The sequence below is a fragment of the Curtobacterium sp. RIT-PI-V genome (assembly GCF_025642935.1).
Lineage (GTDB): Bacteria > Actinomycetota > Actinomycetes > Actinomycetales > Microbacteriaceae > Curtobacterium.
In genome coordinates, this window is sequence record NZ_JANZKM010000032.1 from 18468 (window position 1) to 36600 (window position 18133).

The window sequence follows — 18133 nt, forward strand, 5'->3', positions numbered from 1 at the left end:
GTCAGACTCCTTCAGTGGGGGTGGTGGGTTCGGCCGCCGGCAGGACCGCGAAGTCCCACGGGTCGGTGCGAAGGTCGCTCACGGTGACCCGGACGCCCGCGGCCTGGCGCAGTTGCGCGGCCGCGACGTCGAGCCAGAGCCACTCAGTGGCCCAGTGTGAGGTGTCGATGAGGGCGGGACCGCCGCCGAGCAGTGCCTGCTCGCGGAACTCGGACGCCGGGTGGTGGCGGAGGTCGCTCGTGATGTACACGTCGGCAGCGAGGACGGCGGGGTGGCCGAGCAGGGAGTCCCCCGCGCCGGCGCACAGCGCCACGGTGCGGACGGTCTGGTCGAAGTCGCCGGACACCCGGACCCCGGTCGCGGTGGGCGGCAGCAGGTCGACGAGCTTCCGTGCCAGGGCGCCGAGGGTCGTGCCCTCGGCGAGGACGCCGACGCGGCCGATGCCCGTCGCGGGGTCGGTGCCGGCGTCGAGCGGTCGCTGGTCGGTCAGTCCGATCCGGTCGGCGAGCACGGCCGAGGTGCCGGTGGTGACGACGTCGGCGTTGGTGTGGGCCGCGATCAGGGCGCTGCCACCGCGCACGAGGGTCGCGAGGACGCTGCCCTTGTAGGTCGACTCGGCGATCGTCGTGACGCCGCGCAGCAACAGCGGGTGGTGCGTGAGGAGGAGCCCGGCACCGAACTCGACCGCTTCACGCGCGGTCGCGGGGACGGCGTCGACGGCCAGGTGGACGTGCTCAACGGTGGCGTCCGGGTCCCCGGCGACCAGTCCTACGGCGTCCCACGACTCGGCTCCTGCGGCGGGCCACAGGTCTTCGATCACGGCCTGGAGTTCGCGGAGCGTCGGCATCCCGTCAGTCTACCGAGGCGACCGCGTCGGCACCGGCAGCCGGTCCGCGCGGGGTGATCCGGGCCTCCCGGTCAGCGGCGACCGAGCGCACGGAGCAGGCCGGCGACGAGTCGCGACCACCAGCCGGGCCGGGCCGGCTCGTCGGTGTCGGTGTCGACGCTCGCCGGTGCGGCCGTCTCGCCGCCGGGCACGGCGATCGCGTCCGGCAGCACGACGGGCGTGCTCGCGGTCGTGCCCTGGTGGGCGGTGAGGGCGGCCGCGAACGCGGCACGGTCGATGACCGTCGGCCCGGTGGCGGGCTGGACGAGCGGGGTGGGTCGCGTGTTCGCGGACACCGGCGACACGGCCGGGAGGCCCAGCACCGGTCGCACGGGCTCGTCGCGTTCCGGGGCGACCAGCGCCACGGCCGGGGTCGCCGTGACGACGTCGGCCCCAGGTGCGGCGGCTGCCGCCGGTGCCGGGCGGACCACGGCCACCGCGGGAGCGGGGACGACGCCGGTCGCGACGGCGACCGGGGCGGTCGCGGCACGGCGGGCGGCTGCGCGGTCGCGTCGGTCCGACTCGGCGGCGGCGTCCTCGAGCAGGTCCGCGAAGACGGTCTGGGCGAAGGCGCGGGCCGCGGTGACCTCGGGGTCGTCCGCGCCGTCGACGGTTGCCTCCCAGGCGGCGAGGCGGGCGAGGTCCTCGTCGCGGCGACGGACCTCGTCCTCGAGCAGGACGATCCGCTCGATGGTGCTGCGACCGGTGGACGACGACACCTCGATCGCGAGGTCCTCGATGCGCAGGGCGAGGCGCTCCGGCGGTTCGGGGAACGAGGGGGCGCAGACGGCGGCGTGCCGGGCGCGGTCGCGGCGGAACGCGGGGGCTGCGGGGGCTGCGGGCGTCTCGGTGCTGGCTGCGGGCGTCTCGCTGGCTGCGGGCGTCTCGGTGCTGACGTCCGGCGTCTGGACGGCGGTGGCGTCAGCCACGGCGTCGGGGCGCTGCACCGGGCCGGTGACGGGCGGGACCACGAGGTCTGCCACGTACGGCGTGCGCGTCGCCGGGGCGTCCCGGAGCCACTCCTCGACCTCGCGACCGAACGGGTCGACGAGGGGGGTACGTGCACCGGACTGGGTCTCCATGCCCGAAGGATAAATATCGCGAGCACCGGAAGTCGGGACATCCGCGGTGTGTCGCAGCAATCCCTGCCATATCGCCCCGAACGTGAACGGCGTGTCGCCCGCCGCTCCGGGGCGCGGGTCAGAGCCTCTGCTCGAACGCGTCCAGGAGCTCCCGACCGGCGGGCCATGCACCGACGCCGCTGGCGACGTTGACGTGGCCGAGCGGGCCGACCCGCAGCACCGCGGCGCCCATCGTCTCCGCGAACGCCAGGGCACGGTCGGCGGTGCAGTACGGGTCGTCGTCGCTCACCACCAGGCGGGTCGGAACCCGGGCCGCAGCGGTGCCGGCCGGGATCGGACTGGGCGCGCCGAACCCGGAGGCGGCGGCGGGGAAGCCCGGTGCCGCGGGGTCCGGCGGCGCGACGAGGAAGGCGCCGGCGACGATGCCACCCTCGGCGTTCGCGGCGTTCGCGGCGTTCGCGGCAGCCGCGTTCGAGGCGTTCGCGGCGAGCCAGTCGGCGACCGCGAGCACGCCCAGGCTGTGCGCCACGAGCACCGGCGGCTCGGCGCACGACGCGACCGCGCGGGAGATGGCGTCTTGCCAGTCCCCCGGGTCCGGCTCACCCCAGGACGCCGGTGCGATGCGGACGGCGCCATCGCCGCGATCCCGCTGCCAGACGGACTGCCAGTGCTCCGCGTCGGAGTTCCAGATCCCGGGCACGATCACCCACGGTCGAGGTCTGCTCACCCGGGCAGCGTAGCGAACTCCGGACGGACCTAGCGCTGCAGGGTGTCGCGCGGGTACTCGGAGAAGCGCGCCGCGTACGCCGCCGAGAAGCGGCCGAGGTGCGCGAAGCCCCACCGCATCGCCACGCTCGCCACGGTCAGGTCGCCCGCCGACGCACGGCGGAGCTCCTCGCGCACCCGGTCGAGACGGATCCCGCGGAGCATCGCGTTCGGGGCGGTGCCGACCTGCCGCTGGAACGCCTGCTGCAGGCCGCGGACGCTCAACCCGACGTGCTCGGCGACGTCGGTGGTCGAGATCGGCGTGTGCGCGAAGGCGTGCATGTACTCGACGGCCTCGCGGACGCGACCCGTGGCGCCCTGCGGCAGGGGGACGTCCGGGGCCAGCAGCTTGTGCGGGAACGTCCGGAGCAGGGACTGGGCGGTCTCGCGTGCGACCTCGGCCAGGGCAAGGGGGCTGACGGAGGAACGGCCGAGGACGGTCTCGGCGGCGCGCTGCACCTGGGTGTTCCAGTTCCGCAGGTCCGCTTTCCGGGGCGTCGCCGTGTGGTCGAACACCAGCGGACCGGGCTGCTCCCCGTGGACCTCGGCGGCGATGCGCTCGAGGGCGGTCCGCTCGAACTGCACCAGGCTCTGCCGGACGTCCTGCAGGTCGAAGGCGAAGGGTCGACCGGTCGGGAACATCATCGGGGCGGCGGGCGAGAACGCGACCTCTTGCCGTCCGATGTCGACGCGCCCGCCGCCGTCCGTGGTCCACATGACGACGTACTCGTCGCGGACTTCCAGCTCACCCTGCATCCGCGCGTCGAACCGGGTCGACCGGAACGACATCACGTCGTCACCGACGACGCGGAATCGGTACGCGAACGGTCGCTCCGTGCGGGTCGCGGTGAAGCCCACACTGGCGTAGGCGTCCTCGTACATGTGCACGGCAGCGTCGAGATCGCCCCCCGACGTCTCGAAGCTGATCCTGGGATCCGGTTCGGCTGTCATCGCGCGAATAGTCGCACGGCGGCCAGGAAGCCCGGGAATCCCCAGCGGCACCTTGCGGTTTGTGGCCCGCGGAGTGCGCGAGACGGACGAACCGACCGTCCGCGAGGCCGTGGCGATCAGTGTCGGGTGCGCTGCACCGTCCACCGGTTCTCGTCGGCGATCCGCTCGTACCGCAGGTCGTCCACGACCATCCGGACGAGAGCGAGTCCGCGACCGCTCTCGGCGAGGTCATCGGGCAACTCGGCCGACTCGGTGTCCACGGTGGCGGCGACACCGTCGTCGGAGAGCAGCGCGGAGAACCGGTCAGCGCCGATCTCGAGGCGCAGGCGGCAGGAGACGCCCTCCGGGCGTGTCCCGTGCTCGATCACGTTCGAGGTCAGCTCCACGATCGCGAGTTCGAGGGCCATCCGGTCCTCGACGGAGACCGAGGGTTCGTGCTGCCAGACCCCCGCGAGGAACTCGTGCACGGCGGACACGTCGTCCGGCGGGCAGGACAGCGCGAGCGTGTGCTCTGCGGCCGAGGCAGTCATCACCAGTCGGTGACCGCAGCGTCCCCGTCGGGGTACGTGCGGAGGATCTTGTCGATGTTGGAGAGCTGCAGGACCATCTGCACCTGCTCGGACGGCGCTGCGATGCGGAGGTCGCCGCCCGCCTGCCGTGCGGTCTTCAGGCTGCCGACCAGCGCGCCGAGCCCGGACGAGTCCATGAACTCGACGCCGGAGAGCTCGACCACGACGCGGGCACGTCCGTTGTCGACGACCTGCGCGACCGCCTCGCGGAACGCCGGGGCCGACACCATGTTCAAGCGCCCGCTGCACTCGAGTACCGCGGTGTCGGGCTGCGCTTCGTGTACGACGATGTCCATGCCGGGTGGTCTCCTCTGATCGGTGCACCTTGCAACCAGCAACCTACCGGCTCCGCCGCGTCAGGTCCCGCTGCGATCCCGACGCGTCGCGGTGACCTGCACCACGACGGCTGCAGTCATGAGTGCCGCCATGACCCCGCCCATCGCCAGTGCGGTCCCGCCGAGCGCGCCGGCGAGCGGTGTCCCGAGGCCGCCGATGCCGAACGTCAGGCCGCCCTGCAGGGCCGCCGCCGTCCCCGGGTGCGCCGCCCCGACGTGCTGCGTCCGGGTCATCGCCGCGGGCAGGACGAAGCCCCACGCGCCCGTGACGACCGCGAGCGCGCACCAGACCGGCACCGGACCGAGGCCGAGCAGCGCCGAGACGAGGACCGCCGCCGCGCCAGCGGTGCCGACGAGCAGTCCGACGGTGAGCAGGGAGTCCTCGGAGAACCGTCCGACGACCCGGCCGAACACCAGCGTGGTGACGATCATCATCGAGGCGTTCGTGGCGAAGACCAGTGTGTACATGCCCTCGGAGAAGCCGAACTGGGTCTGGAACACGAACGAGCTCGTCGCGATGTACGCGAAGAACCCGACGGTGGAGAGCACCCCGCTCAGGACGTAGGCACGGAACCGCGGGATCGCCAGCAATTCGCGGATGCGTCGACCGTTCGCGGCGAAGCCCACGCCCCCGCGTCGCTCCTGCGGCAGGGTCTCGCGGAACCGCAGCACCACCATCGCGAAGAACAGCGCGCCGAGCACCGCGAGCACGACGAACATGATCCGCCACGTGCCGAACGCCAGCACGGCGCCTCCGGCCAGCGGTGCCACGACGGGGCCGATCGCGTTGATCGCGGCGAGCGTGCCGAAGACCTTCGCCATCCGGGTCCCGCTCGCCACGTCCGACACCATCGCCCGGCCGGCGACCGCTCCGGCCGCTCCGCCGAGTCCCTGGGCGATGCGGGCGAGGACGAGCGTGACGACGTCCGGCGCGAGGGCGCACCCGACCGAGGCGAGCGCGAAGACCGCGGTTCCGACGACGAGCATCGGTCGCCGACCGACCCCGTCGCTGACGGGTCCGACGAGCAACTGCCCGACCGCGAAGGCGACGAGGAACGCCGTGAGCGACAGCTGCACGGCACCGGGGGTCGTGCCGAGGTCGTGGGCGATCTGCGGCAGCGCCGGGATGTACATGTCCGTCGCGAACGGCGACACCCCGACGATGAGGGCCAGCGGCACGATCGGCGGCAGGGTGGTCGTGGTCGGCTTCCGGGTGCGCTCCGTCGTCACGACCGACACGCTACGCGCACCCGAATCGATTCGACGGGGGAACCGGGGTGGTCCTCACACCCCGCTCACGTCCGCCGAGGGGTCAGGAACTGTCGCGCGGCAACCGCGCGGCCGACACTTCGTGACCTCTCGGGGGCGCGGCTCGGGACGTGCGCGGAGACGGACGGGAGGCCCGGTGCCAGCTGGCACCGGGCCTCCCGTCCCCCACGGCGAGCGGTCACGGCACGCCGCTCACGTCCGTCGAGTGGTCGCGACCGGTCGCGCGGCGACGACGGAGCCGACCGTTCGTGACCACTCGGCGGGTGCGGCCGGGCCAGGTGGGGCCAGCGTCAGCCGGTGTTCTGCAGGCCGGCGGCGATCCCGTTCACGGTGAGGAGGAGCAGCCGGTGGTCGGCGTCGGTCGGGTCGGTGCTGCCCGTCGTCCGGATGGACCGGAGCGCGCGGAGCTGCAGGTGCGACAGGGCGTCGACGTAGGGGCTGCGCAGGCGCACGGCCCGGGCCAGGACCGGACGGTCCTCGAGCACGTCGCTGCCACCCGAGATCCGCAGCACCCAGTCACGGGTCCGCGTCATCTCGTCGAGCACCTTGGCGGCGAGGTCGTCGCGGTCGGCGAGCTCGAGGTACCGGCGGGCGATGTGCTCGTCGGTCTTCGCGAGCGACATCTCGACGTTCTTGATCATCGCGCCGAACAATGGCCACTCGGCGTACGCGGCACGCAGGACGTCGACGTCACCGACGGCCTCGAGGGCGGAGCCGAGCCCGTACCAGCCGGCCAGGTTGATCCGCGCCTGGGTCCACGAGAACACCCACGGGATTGCCCGGAGGTCCTCGAGCGACTCGACCGACAGCCCCCGGCGGGCCGGGCGGGAGCCCAGCGGGAGCAGCCCGATCTCCTCCATCGGGGTGACCCGTGCGAACCACGGAGCGAACCCGTCCGCCTTGACCAGCTCGTAGAACGCGACGCGCGAGACGTCGTCCAGCTGCTGCGCGAGGTCGGCGAACCGGGTGGCCGCAGCGGCCGTGCGCGCCTCGTTCGACGGCGACGACGCGAACAGGGTGGCCGAGGCCATCTGCTCGAGGTGACGGGCCGCGATGTCCTGGTCGCCGTACTGCGCGAAGATGACCTCGCCCTGCTCGGTGAGCTTCAGGCGACCGTCGATCGATCCCGGCGGCTGCGCGAGGACGGCCTCGTTGGCCGGGCCGCCGCCGCGGCCGAGCGAACCGCCGCGGCCGTGGAACAGGGTGAGCTCGACCTCGTTGTCCCGCGCCCAGTCGGCGATGCGGGCCTGGGCGTCGTAGAGCGCCAGGTTCGCGGAGACCGGACCGACGTCCTTGGACGAGTCCGAGTAGCCGAGCATGACCTCGAGCCGACGGCCGGTCGCGGCCAGTCGACGCTGGAACGTCTCGGTGCGGACGGCCTCGTCGAGGATGTCGACGCTGGCGTGCAGGTCGGCGAAGGTCTCGAACAGCGGGATGACGTCGAGCACCGGCGCGGCCTCGGGCGAGCCGAGTGCTGCGACGGCGAGCTCGTGCACGTTCGCCAGGTCCGCCGCCGACTGCGTGAAGGACACGATGTACCGGCTGGCGGCACGGACCCCGTAACGGTCCTGCAGTTCGGCGATGGTCCGGAAGACCGCCAGGACCTCTTCGGTGGTCTCGCTGAGCGCGCCACCGGCCCGGATCTCCGCCAGGGCCGTGCGGTGCACCTGCGAGTGCTGCCGGACCTCGAGCTCGGCCAGGTGGAACCCGAAGGTCTCGACCTGCCAGATGAGGTTCTGCAGCTCGCCGTTCGCCGGACGGATCGCGCCGGCGGCGACGAGCGACGCCTGGATCGTCCGGAGGTCGGCGAGCAGGGCGTCCGGGCCGTCGTACGCGAGCGGCGTCGTGCCCTGGCGGGTGGCGTCGATGCGCGCGGCGGTGAAGAGGAGCGCACGGCGGTGGGTCTCGTTCGGGGCGCGGACGCCGATGCGCTCGGCGATGCCCGGGTCGAGCGACTCCTGCGCGGCCACGAGCGCGGTGAGTCCGGCGTCGGCCGGGGTGTCGCTCGCGTCGAGGGTCAGGGCGCTGCCGATGCGGGTGGTGGCACGGGTGAGCCCGATCAGGATGTGCTCGGCGGCGATCTCCGCAGCCTGACGCGTGATGTCGGCGGTCACGTGCGGGTTGCCGTCGCGGTCGCCACCGATCCAGGTGCCGAACCGCACGAACGCGGGCGCCGTCACCGGTGCACGTCCGGCGTCGTCGCCCTGCAGCCGGTCGTCGAGCAGGCGGTAGACCTGCGGGACGATCTCGAACAGCGTCTGGTCGAAGACGCTCATGGCGGTGCGGACCTCGTCGAGCGGGGTCGGGCGGGTCGTGCGGAGCGGCGAGGTGCGCAGGAGCGTCGTGATCTCCTCGAGCAGCCGTCGCTCGTTCTCGGCACGCGCCGTGGCGTTCTTCGAGCGGTCGCGCTCGTCGATGAGGTCCGTGATGCGCCGCACGCCCGTGGTCACGGCACGACGGCGGGCCTCGGTCGGGTGTGCGGTCAGCACCGGGTGGAACCGCAGCGTCCGGAGTCGCTCGGCCGCCTCGGCCTCGCCGACCTCGGCCACGAGTTCTGCGTAGGTCGCCGGGAACGAGTCACCGGCCAGGCCGCCGTCGTCGCCGCGCAGCCGGAGCACCCGCACGCGGTGGTGCTCCTCGGCCAGGTTCGTGAGGTGGAAGTACGTCGTGAAGGCCTGCGCCACCGCTTCGGCGCGCTCGGCCGACATCGCGGACACGAGGGTCTGCGCGCGGGCAGCACCCTCGGCGTGGTCGCCCTCGTAGGCGTCGATCACGGCCGCACGCAGCGACTCCACGTCACGCAGCAGCTCGTCGCCACCGTTCTCGCGCAGCACCCGGCCGAGCAGGTTGCCGAGGTAGCGCACGTCGGCGCGCAGGTCACTGTCGACCGCGCCGCTGACGTCGTCCCGAGCGCGCTCATGGCGCGCCGATCCGTCGATCGCCGTCATGGGGTCCTTTCGGGGTCGTCCGGGAACACCGTCCCGGCTCCGAGCAGCGTATCGGCCCGCGGCCACCCGTGACGTCGACCGTCCGGACGGATCAGCGGGCAGGGCGCGCGGGGCGCGAGCGCGCACGGAGGACGCCGGGATCGCGACGCGTGGCGGGAGCACCCCTGCAGTTGCGACGCGGTCCGCGATCCCGGCGGGTCTGTGGTCGGCGCGGATCGGCTCGGTTCAGCTCGGTTCGGCGAGCTGGGCCTGCGCGGCGGAGTGGACCTCGACGATCTGCACCCGCGCCGAACGGCGGTCGGTCAGCGGCGACGTCCAGGGCACGATGACCTGTTCCTCGTCGCCGTCGTCGAGCCGGGCGAGCCAGACGCCGGCGATCGCATCGATCTCGGTCATCGTCGCGGCCACGGCGGTCGCGGCCCCGTTCGCGCGGACGATCGTCAGGTTGTCGGCCGTGTGGTCGGCGTTCATGTGCCGGAGGACCGCGCGGCGCGCCTCGTCGTCGAACGGCTCGGTCACGCGGTCACCGCCACGTCGCCGACCCCGTCGGTGACCGGACGACGCCGGGCATCGAGCCCCTCGAGCAGGCCGTTGTTGAGCGAGTACGCCAGTTCGACCTCGGCGATGACCCGCTCCTGCTCGTCGGCCGTCCACGGCGCCGCGTCGAGCTGCGCGCGGTACGTGTCCTTGAAGGCACTCGGGTCCGCGACCTGGTCGAAGATGTAGAACAGGACGCCGTTCGTGTCGAAGCCGAACTGGTCGGAGAGCATCCGACCGATCATCTGCCCGCCGGACAGGTCGCCGAGGTACCGCGTGTAGTGGTGCGCGACGAAGCCGCCCGGCCACTCGGCCGCGACCTCGTTGAGCCGTCGCACGTACGCCGTCGTGGCGGGGAGCGGGCAGACCAGCTCGGACCAGTCCGGGCCGATCAGGTACTCGAGGTCGGCACGGATCGCCGGCATCCGGGTGAGCTGCGACGTGACGAACGGCGCCGCCACCGGGTGGTCCGCCATCCGTTCGGCCGCACGTTCGAGGGCGTCGTAGACGAACGAGTACTGTCCGAGCAACGCCGCGTAGTCGGCGACGTCGCACTTCCCGCCGAGTAGGTCGTGCATGAAGCCGTTCCCGGCCGAGGAACCGTGCGAGCGACGCGTGCGCTTGCGCAGCAGCTCGGAGAACGGGATGACGGTCGTGTCCATGAGGTAAGGCTAACCTTAGTTCGACAAACGTCAAGCAGGAGAGAGGACGCTCGTACCGATGAGCTCCAAGCCCAAACGCCCCCAGCACGTCTTCGTCGTCGGCCGCACCGAGCGACTGTCGCCGCACATGGTGCGCGTCCACCTCGGCGGACCGGCCTTCGACGACTTCGTGGGCACCGCCGACCCGGACAAGCTGGCCGCCACCGACAAGTACGTCAAGCTCCTGCTCGCCAAGCCGTCGCTCGGCCTCGAACCCCCGTACGACCTCGAGGAACTGCGCGAGACGCTGCCGAAGCAGGACCGGCCGGCTCGCCGCACGTACACGGTGCGGGCCGTCGACCACACCGCGCGGACGATCGCCGTCGACTTCGTCGTGCACGGCGACGACGGCCTCGCCGGGCCCTGGGCCGCAGCCGCGCAGCCCGGCGACAAGCTCGCCCTGTCCGGTCCCGGCGGTGGCTACGCGCCCGCCGACGACCCGGACGTCACGCACGTCCTGCTCGGCGACGACAGCGCCCTGCCGGCCATCGGTGCCGCGCTGGAGTCCATGTCCGACACCGCCACGGGCGTCGCCCTGGTCGAGGTCGCCGGGCCGGCCGACGAGCAGGAGATCGCGCACCCGGCGGGGGTCGACCTGCGGTGGCTGCACCGCGACGCCACCGGCGCCCAGCCGGGCACGCTCCTGCTGGACGCGGCCCGGGCGCTGCCCCGTGCCTCCCGGCCGGTCCAGGTGTTCGCACACGGCGAGCGGACCGCGATGAAGGCGATCCGTCGGCTGCTGCAGGACGACTGGGGGCTCGAGAAGCGCGAGATGTCGCTGTCGGCCTACTGGGCGCTCGGCCGCGGTGAGGACCAGTTCCAGGAGGAGAAGCGCGAGCCGGTCGGCGTGATCTTCACCGACTGACGGGTCTCGGCCTGCATGGTTCTTCCCAGAGCGGTTGCGATGGGAAGCGGAAACGGGCGTACCTGGTCGTTCCAACCGACCAGGTACGCCCGGTTTCGGCAGGTACGCACCGGTCCGGCGCGGGTGCGCACGGTGCGCAGGACGGACGGGAGGCCCGGGGCACGTCGGTGGGTCCGGCTAGCGTTCGGGACATGGTCACCTCGTCGTGCTGCGTGCCGGGTTGTGCTCGCCCCGCTGCGGACGCACTCGCGGGCGTGCCCCTGTGTGCGACGCACGTCACGCTGGTGACCGAGTTCGCGGCTGAGCGCGTCGGTGTCGAGGACGCCCTGCCGGGGCCGTGCTCGGTGTGCGGATCCCGCGTCGGGGTGCGGTTCCCGACGGCGTTCGTCTGCGCACGGTGCGAGTGGCGGTGGGGCGACGTGCCCGACGGTGACCTCGCTCCCCCGCGGGTCGACGTCGTGTACTACCTGCGGATGCGCGACGACTTCGGCGACCGGGTGAAGATCGGCACGACGATGAACCCGAAGCAGCGGCTGGCAGCGATCCCGCACCAGGACCTCCTGGCGTTCGAGCGGGGCGACCGGTCGCTCGAACGTCGGCGGCACGCGCAGTTCGCGGCCACCCGGTACCCGGGCACCGAGTGGTTCCGGGCGACGCCGGAGCTGCTCGCGCACGTCGATGCCGTCGCCGCCGGTGTGGACGACCCGTGGGACCTGCATGCCCGGTGGACGAGCGAGGCGCTCGCCCTGCGCGGCTGAGCGGGGCGGGCCGGAGCGCTTCCGCGCCGCCGGCCCGCCCACGCCGGTCAGGCCGCGCGGAGCATCCGGTCGGCGGTGCGCAGGGACAGCGCCATGATCGTCAGCGCGGGGTTCGCGATGACGGCGCTCGGGAACACCGAGTTGTCGGCGATCCACAGGTTCGGGACCTCCCACGAGCGGCCGTCGGGGTCGACGACCGAGGTCTCGCGGTCCGCGCCCATGCGGGCCGTGCCGATGGTGTGCGCGGTGCGCTCGAGGACCCGGATGTCCTTGCCTCCGGCGGCCTCGACGATGGTCGTCATCGTGCGGACCGCGTGGCGGCGGATGGCGTCCTCGTTCGCGCCCGGGGTGAACGAGACCCGGGCGCGTGGCACGCCGTGCTCGTCGACCTCGTCCGCGAGGACCAGCCGGTTGTCGTCGTAGGGCAGGCACTCGGCGTTGATGCCGACGCCCGCCGAGTGCGGGTAGTCCTGGAGCGCCCGCACGAGCTCGGCGCCGCGCAGGCCGCCACCACGGACGAGCGTGTTGGCGAAGGTCTGCGGCTGCACGCCGAGGCTCTGGATCAGGTACCCGCCGGCGAAGTCCGCGTCGGCGGGGCGGACGAAGTCCTCGGTGATGATCGACGACGGGTAGCCGCGGTAGGACCGCATCGACTCGTCGAACCGTGCCCAGACCTGGGTGGCGCCGTGCGCGGTGAAGTTCCGGCCGACCTGGTCGTTGCCGTTCGCGAGCCCGGTGTGCAGCAGCAGGCGCGGGGTCTCGATGCCGCCGGCGGCGAGCACGAGGGCACGGCAGCGCTGCCGGTGCTCGCGGCCGTCGTGGGTGTACAGCACGGCGTTGACCTCGCCGGCGGCGTCGAGTTCGATGCCGTGCACGAACGAGTCCGGCCGGATCTCAGCGCCGAACGCCACCGCCGCAGGCAGGTAGGTGGTGTCCATCGAGACCTTCGCGCCGTTGCGGCAGCCCTGGTGGCAGGAGCCGCAGGAGACGCAGGCGTGCCGGAGGCCGTGGTGCTCCTGGTGGCGGTCCTCGGTGGTCAGGCCGACGGGGGCGTCGGTCGCGGTGATGCCGGTGGCCGCGGCCCCGCGCATCATCATGTCCGAGGAGGCGTTGCGCGCCGGCGGACGCATCCGGTAACGGCGCGACGGGTCCCACGGGTAGTGCTCGGGTCCGGCGACCCCGACGTCGTGCTCGACCTGCTCGATCCAGCCGGTGAGCTCGGCGTGGCTGATCGGCCAGTCCTCACCCTGGCCGCTCTCGGAGCGCAGGCGCAGGTCGTGCTCGCTCGGGCGCGGTGTGAACGCACCCCAGTGCAGCGTCGAACCACCCACCCCGGTGCCGCTGTTGTTCGGGCCGAACGCCGTCGGGGCACCGCCGCCGCTCAGCCGCTCGTCCATCCAGTTGATGTCCCCCGGGGCGGCGACCTCGTCGGGCACGTGGTCGCCCGGCTCGGTGTTGCGACCGGCCTCGAGGGCGACGACCCGCAGGCCGCGTCGTGCCAGGGAGGCCAGCAGGGGCGCTCCGCCGGCTCCGGTACCGACGACCACCACGTCGACGACGTCGTCGTTGCCGTAGGTGCGCTGTCCGTCGAGTCTCATCGTGCTGCTTCCGTCGTCGTGGTGCCGTCGTGGGTGTCGTCGTGTGTGTCGTCGCGGGTGCGCTCGCGGCGGTCGGGCGCCGCTGGTTCCCAGGCCTCGCGCTGGTCGGCGGCGAGCAACTGGAAGCCCTGCTTGCGGACGTCGTCTCCCCCGTTCGCGAAGCCGTCGAAGTCGATCGCCGCCATCGTCGCCGGGTGCGCGAGCCAGTGCTTCACGAGGTCGACGCTGGCGTCCTCGTACCAGGCGCGCAGCTGCTCGGCGTCCATCACGGCGTCCATCACGTCGTCGTGTCCGGCACCCCGCACACCGTCGGCGCGGTACCGTCCGGCTGCCACGTCCTGCAGGGCGCTGTCGAGCACGCCGTCCTGCGCCGGGCCGGCCAGCACGTCGAGCGCGGCCCGGTACGCCTCGAGGTCGGTGGGCATGCCGTCGACGCGCCATCCGTCACCGAGCCCCGCGGCGAGCTGGTCGTCGACGCGCAGGGCGAGATCGACCTGACCGTCGCCCGGCTGCGGCACGACGATCCGCGCGATCGCACGAAGGGTCTGCAGTTGCCGGGCGGTGAGCGCTCGCGGCTCGGCGGTCGGGTCGTCGGGCAGCGCGCGGGCCGCCAACAGGGAGCGCATGCGCGCGCTGACCCGCGGCGAGGCGATCACGCGCGCGAGCTCCACCGGGACCACGGGAGCCCCGGTGAACCGGCGGGTCCAGAAGTCGCGGATGCGGTCCGCCACCGCCTCGGGCTGCTCCCACGGCAGCAGGTGGGCAGCTCCCTCGACGACGTGGAGCTCCGAGTCGGGCCAGTGCGGCAGCGTCAGGCGACGCTGTGCCTCGGCGTCGAGGTCGCCGTCCTCGGCACCGGCGAGCACGAGCGCCGGCACGGGGTTCGGGGCTGCGTCGGACCAGTCCTCGCGGCTGCCGCGCGTGAGCCACGCCGTCCACGCGCCGGGATCGGCGCGCTCGACGTCCTGCACGGCAGTCGTGTGCCGCTCGGGCGCCAGGGTGGACGCGGTGTTCGCGTCGACGAACTCGGCGGCGTGGGCCGCGCTGATCGGGCCGTCCGCCGCCCAGGACAGCATCGCGGCGCGGCGGTCGTCGTCCATCGGTTCGGGCGCCAGCGGCGAGGCTGCGAGCAGCACCACGGCACGCAACCCGAACAGGCCGTTCGCGCCGGACATCGTGCGGTCCGCGACGACCGTGGCGACCTTGCCGCCCATGGAGTGACCGACCAGCACCCACTCGCTCGCGCCGCTCGCGCCGATCGCGCGCTCGACGAGCACCGCCATCTCCTCGACGGTGGTGCCGGACGACGCCGGGCTGCGGCCGAAACCGGGCAGGTCGATGCCGATGAGTTCGAGGTCGTCACGGATCAGGGCGCGGCGGAGCAGGGCGAACTCCTCGGAGCTCGCCCCCAGCGCGTGGAGGCAGAACGCAGGGGTCACTCCTCTTGCCTACCGGTCGCTCCGCGACGGACCCAGGCGGCGTGTACCCCGTCGGTCGATCTTGTCCCCCGTCCGGTCACCGTGCGTACGCGTCCACGAAGAGGTCGCCACGGATCTGCCGCAGGGTGTCGGCGAGCCGGTCGACCGTGCGGCCGGAGATGCCGGACACCTGCAGGTCGTACGGCCCCAGCGCCGGCAGGCGTCCGGTGCGGATGCGGACGACCTCCCAGCCGACGGCGCGGACGGCGCGGTCCTTCCTGCGGTCGGTGTCCTGCCGCGGGCCGACGTGCTCGAGGCCGTGGCGGCCGGTCGAGTCGTACTCGATCGCGACGCGCAGCTCGGGCAGGATGATGTCCGGCCAGACCTCGGCGTGGTCGAAGAACGGCCGGTCGAGGCGGATCGCGGAGTGGTCGTAGGTGAACGCGAACCGGTCGGACAGCGCCGTACGCAGCTCGGCCTCGACCGCGGACGCCGTCGCCGGGGCGCAGACGCTCGTGAAGGACTCGCCCGAGGGCAGCCGCGGGGTCTTCGGGCAGATCGTGCGGGGCACCGGCTGGCTCGGGCGTCGCGGCGTCCCCGGCACCGGTCGACGTGTGCGGGTGCGGCTCGAGGCGACGGCACCCGCCGGGGTCCCGCGGGAGGGCGCTGCCGGCAGGGTCTGGCGACCGGTGGCCCGGACGACCCGCTGCGGGACCGGCACCTGCGACGGCCAGTCGGACGGCAGGACCGGCCAGCGCTGGGGCTGCGCCTGCACCGCGCACTCCGGACACCACACCGAGCGCCGGCGTTCACGACCCGGTCGGGACCGCTGTTCGGCCGGCGTGGCGACGAAGACGTGGCCGACGTCGCACTCCCACGTCAGCAGGACCTCGGCCGCCGGCGGGACCTGGGTCAGGACGACGCCGTGGTTCCAGTCCGGGTGGTACTGCCGGATGAGCACCGGGTACGGCGCCCAGTCGGCGCGGAACTGTCCGACGGCGTACGGGACGGCCTCGCCGCGCGACCACTGTCGGCGGCGCCACCACGCGTCGACGGGTTCGGCCACGTCCACACGCTAGGCACCGCCACCGACACTGCGGGAACCCGGGGTGCGCTCAACCTGCCAGGGCCTGCTTCGCGTAGGCGACGAGCGCGTTCGCGTGGCCGTGGCCGAGCCCGTGCTCGGTCTTCAACCAGGCCACCACCTGCATGTGCGGGTGGTCGTCGAGCCGCTCGGCGACCAGGTCGAGCCACTCCTGGACCGGGCGGCCGTATGTCTTCTCGATGCTCGGGAAGTACGACGCCGGCCCCTTCGGCTTGCTGCCGTCCGCCGGGGACGCCGGAGCGGTCACGCGGTGCGCTGTCATGGCAGAACAGTACTGCGCAGCCGGCGTCACGGAACGTCATGCGCGCGGCGACTGTGACGCCGCGTTCCGCCCCGTAGCGGTGTGTTGCACGGTGCGTTGTCCAGGGACCGCGACCCTTCTACGGTCGCGACATGACCGACACCAGAACGGGACTGCCCCGCGACGCGACCAGTGCCGTCGCCGGCACCGACGGGGTCGACGCGGCCGGCGTCGACCACGCGGCCGGAACGCCGGGCGCACCACGGGCCTCCCGGCCGGCCGGCGCGACCGACGGGACCGACGGCACCGACGCGACCGTCGACGCCGCCGGACGCGCCGCGCTCGACCGGCCCGTCCTCCCGTTGCGGCACCCGCTGCGCTGGATCGCCGCGGCCGTCGTGCTGGTGGTGCTCCTGAACTTCGTCGAGACGCTGTTCACGAACGAGTCGTGGGGCTGGCCGGCCGTCGGGAAGTGGCTGTTCAGCCCGGCGATCCTGACCGGCCTGCAGCTCACACTCGTCGCGACGGCGCTCAGCGCGGTCATCAGCTTCACCGGCGGCATCGTCGTCGCGATCGCCCGGCTCTCGCGCAACCCGGTGCTGTCCGGGCTGGCGTGGGGGTACGTCTGGCTGTTCCGCTCCGTGCCGCTCATCCTCGTGCTCGTCTTCCTGTACAACCTCGGGTCGCTGTACCCGACGATCGGCATCGGGATCCCGTTCGGGCCGCAGGTCGAGGTCACCACGGCAAACGTCCTCGGCGACCTGGCCATCGGAGTGATCGGCCTGAGCCTGAGCGAGATCGCCTACGCGTCCGAGATCGTCCGCGCCGGCGTGCTCGCCGTCGACCACGGCCAGCACGAGGCCGCGCAGGCCCTCGGCCTCCCCCGACGCCGCCAGTTCGTGCGGGTGATCCTGCCGCAGGCACTGCGGTCGATCGTGCCGGCGTTCGTGAACCAGGTCGTCGGGCTGCTCAAGGCGTCGTCGCTGCTGTTCTACGTGTCGCTGCTCGACCTGTTCGGCGTGGTGCAGAACCTGTCCAGCACCTACCCGACCGACATCATCCCGCTGCTCGTCGTCGCCACGCTCTGGTACCTCGCGCTCACCAGCGCGGTCTCGGTCGTGCAGTACTACGTCGAGCGGTGGACCGCCCGCGGCTCGGTCCGGGCGTTGCCGCCCACGCCGTTCCAGCGGGTGCGGGCCGCCGTGCGTCGCGGTTCCGGACGTGGGTCTGGACGACCTGGAGGCCCGGATCACGCCCGGCAGGCCGCCTCCGCCGCGCGCGGGGTCGCATCCGGCCCCGGTTCCACCATCGACGACAGGACCATCTGATGAGCGCAGCGATCAGCATCCAGGGAGCCGTCAAGGCGTTCGGCGACACGGTCGTCGTCGACGGCGTCGACCTGTCGTTGCCGTCCGGGAGCGTCACCGTGGTGCTCGGCCCCTCCGGGTCCGGCAAGTCCACGCTGCTGCGCGCGATCAACCACCTCGAACCGCTCGACCGCGGCGTGGTCACGGTCGGTGGCGAGACGATCGGTGTCCGGCTCCGGACCGGGCGCGACGGGGTCCCCCGCTACAAGGAACTGCCCGAACGCCTGATCCTGCGGCAGCGGTCGCGGATCGGCTTCGTGTTCCAGCACTTCAACCTGTTCCCGCACCTGACCGCGCTCGAGAACGTGGCCGAGGGACCGATCGCCGCCGGGGTCCCTCGTGCGGCGGCGCATGCCCGTGCGGCGGCCCTGCTCGAGCGCGTCGGGCTCGGCGACCGCGCCGACACCCGGCCGCGGCAGCTCTCCGGCGGGCAGCAGCAGCGCGTGGCCATCGCGCGGGCACTGGCGCTCGAGCCGTCGGTCGTCCTGCTCGACGAACCGACCTCGGCGCTCGACCCGGAGCTCGTGGGCGAGGTGCTCGGCGTCATCCGGGGGTTGGCGGACACGGGCACCACGCTCGTCATCGTCACTCACGAGATCGCCTTCGCCCGCGAGGTCGCCGACCACGTCGTGTTCCTCGACCACGGCCGCGTCGTCGAGCAGGGCTCCCCCGCCCAGGTGCTCGACGATCCGCAGCACGCTCGCACGCGGGACTTCCTGTCCCGCGTCCGCTAGACGC

At 73.1% G+C, this 18133-nt stretch carries 18 protein-coding genes; 4 read left to right on the forward strand and 14 right to left on the reverse strand.

Annotated features, from left to right (window positions below):
- Position 1 precedes the first annotated feature (1 nt).
- The 10 genes from OGL88_RS15755 to OGL88_RS15800 form a co-directional block, all read right to left on the reverse strand.
- Positions 2 to 847 (reverse strand): Nif3-like dinuclear metal center hexameric protein, encoded by an 846-nt coding sequence (locus tag OGL88_RS15755; RefSeq protein WP_263092058.1) that lies wholly within the window; start codon positions 845 to 847, stop codon positions 2 to 4.
- A 71-nt stretch (positions 848 to 918) separates the two neighbouring features.
- Complete coding sequence (locus tag OGL88_RS15760; protein ID WP_263092059.1) at positions 919 to 1968, reverse strand: hypothetical protein; 1050 nt, start codon at positions 1966 to 1968, stop codon at positions 919 to 921.
- A gap of 118 nt (positions 1969 to 2086) precedes the next feature.
- A complete protein-coding gene (locus OGL88_RS15765; protein ID WP_263092060.1) occupies positions 2087 to 2695 on the reverse strand; it encodes an RBBP9/YdeN family alpha/beta hydrolase in 609 nt (202 codons plus the stop codon).
- Between the two features lie 29 nt (positions 2696 to 2724).
- The gene (locus OGL88_RS15770; protein ID WP_263092061.1) at positions 2725 to 3684 is read right to left on the reverse strand and encodes an AraC family transcriptional regulator; all 960 of its coding nucleotides are present in this window, start codon (positions 3682 to 3684) and stop codon (positions 2725 to 2727) included.
- Between the two features lie 116 nt (positions 3685 to 3800).
- Entirely contained in the window at positions 3801 to 4214 is a 414-nt protein-coding gene (locus OGL88_RS15775; protein WP_205462317.1) for an ATP-binding protein, read from the reverse strand.
- The gene (locus OGL88_RS15780; protein WP_111085615.1) at positions 4214 to 4549 is read right to left on the reverse strand and encodes an STAS domain-containing protein; all 336 of its coding nucleotides are present in this window, start codon (positions 4547 to 4549) and stop codon (positions 4214 to 4216) included. The genes OGL88_RS15775 and OGL88_RS15780 overlap by 1 nt, the downstream gene beginning before the upstream one ends.
- A 60-nt stretch (positions 4550 to 4609) precedes the next feature.
- Positions 4610 to 5818, reverse strand: coding sequence for a multidrug effflux MFS transporter (locus tag OGL88_RS15785; RefSeq protein ID WP_263092062.1), 1209 nt, complete (start codon positions 5816 to 5818; stop codon positions 4610 to 4612).
- A gap of 329 nt (positions 5819 to 6147) precedes the next feature.
- Positions 6148 to 8805, reverse strand: a complete 2658-nt coding sequence (locus tag OGL88_RS15790; protein ID WP_263092063.1) for a phosphoenolpyruvate carboxylase — start codon at positions 8803 to 8805, stop codon at positions 6148 to 6150.
- Between the two features lie 225 nt (positions 8806 to 9030).
- Positions 9031 to 9324, reverse strand: coding sequence for a DUF2470 domain-containing protein (locus tag OGL88_RS15795; protein ID WP_240347285.1), 294 nt, complete (start codon positions 9322 to 9324; stop codon positions 9031 to 9033).
- The gene (locus tag OGL88_RS15800; RefSeq protein ID WP_263092064.1) at positions 9321 to 10004 is read right to left on the reverse strand and encodes a biliverdin-producing heme oxygenase; all 684 of its coding nucleotides are present in this window, start codon (positions 10002 to 10004) and stop codon (positions 9321 to 9323) included. The genes OGL88_RS15795 and OGL88_RS15800 overlap by 4 nt, the downstream gene beginning before the upstream one ends.
- Before the next feature lie 58 nt (positions 10005 to 10062).
- Between OGL88_RS15800 and OGL88_RS15805 the strand changes: the two genes are divergently transcribed.
- Positions 10063 to 10908: a siderophore-interacting protein gene (locus tag OGL88_RS15805; protein ID WP_263092065.1), complete on the forward strand. Its 846-nt coding sequence runs from the start codon at positions 10063 to 10065 to the stop codon at positions 10906 to 10908.
- A 191-nt stretch (positions 10909 to 11099) separates the two neighbouring features.
- Positions 11100 to 11666 carry a GIY-YIG nuclease family protein gene (locus tag OGL88_RS15810; protein WP_263092066.1) on the forward strand — a complete coding sequence of 189 codons (567 nt, stop codon included), beginning with the start codon at positions 11100 to 11102 and terminating at the stop codon, positions 11664 to 11666.
- Positions 11667 to 11713: 47 nt separating this feature from the next.
- Here the strand turns inward: OGL88_RS15810 and OGL88_RS15815 are convergent, their stop codons facing one another.
- The 4 genes from OGL88_RS15815 to OGL88_RS15830 form a co-directional block, all read right to left on the reverse strand.
- Positions 11714 to 13264: a GMC family oxidoreductase gene (locus OGL88_RS15815; protein ID WP_263092067.1), complete on the reverse strand. Its 1551-nt coding sequence runs from the start codon at positions 13262 to 13264 to the stop codon at positions 11714 to 11716.
- On the reverse strand, positions 13261 to 14703 hold the full coding sequence (locus OGL88_RS15820) for an alpha/beta fold hydrolase (protein ID WP_263092068.1): 1443 nt from the start codon (positions 14701 to 14703) through the stop codon (positions 13261 to 13263). Before OGL88_RS15820 ends, OGL88_RS15815 begins: the two co-directional genes overlap by 4 nt.
- A gap of 76 nt (positions 14704 to 14779) precedes the next feature.
- The gene (locus OGL88_RS15825) at positions 14780 to 15748 is read right to left on the reverse strand and encodes a hypothetical protein (RefSeq protein WP_263092069.1); all 969 of its coding nucleotides are present in this window, start codon (positions 15746 to 15748) and stop codon (positions 14780 to 14782) included.
- A gap of 49 nt (positions 15749 to 15797) precedes the next feature.
- A complete protein-coding gene (locus tag OGL88_RS15830) occupies positions 15798 to 16049 on the reverse strand; it encodes a DUF4287 domain-containing protein (RefSeq protein WP_263092070.1) in 252 nt (83 codons plus the stop codon).
- 131 nt (positions 16050 to 16180) lie between these two features.
- Here OGL88_RS15830 and OGL88_RS15835 point away from each other — a divergent pair, with 131 nt between their 5' ends.
- Together OGL88_RS15835 and OGL88_RS15840 are read left to right on the forward strand one after the other, a co-directional pair.
- Positions 16181 to 17356 (forward strand): amino acid ABC transporter permease, encoded by a 1176-nt coding sequence (locus OGL88_RS15835; protein WP_263092071.1) that lies wholly within the window; start codon positions 16181 to 16183, stop codon positions 17354 to 17356.
- Positions 17356 to 18129 carry an amino acid ABC transporter ATP-binding protein gene (locus tag OGL88_RS15840; RefSeq protein WP_263092072.1) on the forward strand — a complete coding sequence of 258 codons (774 nt, stop codon included), beginning with the start codon at positions 17356 to 17358 and terminating at the stop codon, positions 18127 to 18129. The genes OGL88_RS15835 and OGL88_RS15840 overlap by 1 nt, the downstream gene beginning before the upstream one ends.
- Positions 18130 to 18133: the final 4 nt, after the last annotated feature.

Excerpts from the sequence above, each read along its gene's own strand:
- OGL88_RS15755 (WP_263092058.1), bottom strand. The coding sequence starts at position 847 with ATGCCGACGCTCCGCGAACTCCAGGCCGTGATCGAAGACCTGTGGCCC.
- OGL88_RS15760 (WP_263092059.1), bottom strand. The coding sequence starts at position 1,968 with ATGGAGACCCAGTCCGGTGCACGTACCCCCCTCGTCGACCCGTTCGGT.
- OGL88_RS15770 (WP_263092061.1), bottom strand. The coding sequence starts at position 3,684 with ATGACAGCCGAACCGGATCCCAGGATCAGCTTCGAGACGTCGGGGGGC.
- OGL88_RS15775 (WP_205462317.1), bottom strand. The coding sequence starts at position 4,214 with ATGACTGCCTCGGCCGCAGAGCACACGCTCGCGCTGTCCTGCCCGCCG.
- OGL88_RS15780 (WP_111085615.1), bottom strand. The coding sequence starts at position 4,549 with ATGGACATCGTCGTACACGAAGCGCAGCCCGACACCGCGGTACTCGAG.
- OGL88_RS15790 (WP_263092063.1), bottom strand. The coding sequence starts at position 8,805 with ATGACGGCGATCGACGGATCGGCGCGCCATGAGCGCGCTCGGGACGAC.
- OGL88_RS15800 (WP_263092064.1), bottom strand. The coding sequence starts at position 10,004 with ATGGACACGACCGTCATCCCGTTCTCCGAGCTGCTGCGCAAGCGCACG.
- OGL88_RS15805 (WP_263092065.1), top strand. The coding sequence starts at position 10,063 with ATGAGCTCCAAGCCCAAACGCCCCCAGCACGTCTTCGTCGTCGGCCGC.
- OGL88_RS15810 (WP_263092066.1), top strand. The coding sequence starts at position 11,100 with ATGGTCACCTCGTCGTGCTGCGTGCCGGGTTGTGCTCGCCCCGCTGCG.
- OGL88_RS15815 (WP_263092067.1), bottom strand. The coding sequence starts at position 13,264 with ATGAGACTCGACGGACAGCGCACCTACGGCAACGACGACGTCGTCGAC.
- OGL88_RS15830 (WP_263092070.1), bottom strand. The coding sequence starts at position 16,049 with ATGACAGCGCACCGCGTGACCGCTCCGGCGTCCCCGGCGGACGGCAGC.
- OGL88_RS15835 (WP_263092071.1), top strand. The coding sequence starts at position 16,181 with ATGACCGACACCAGAACGGGACTGCCCCGCGACGCGACCAGTGCCGTC.
- OGL88_RS15840 (WP_263092072.1), top strand. The coding sequence starts at position 17,356 with ATGAGCGCAGCGATCAGCATCCAGGGAGCCGTCAAGGCGTTCGGCGAC.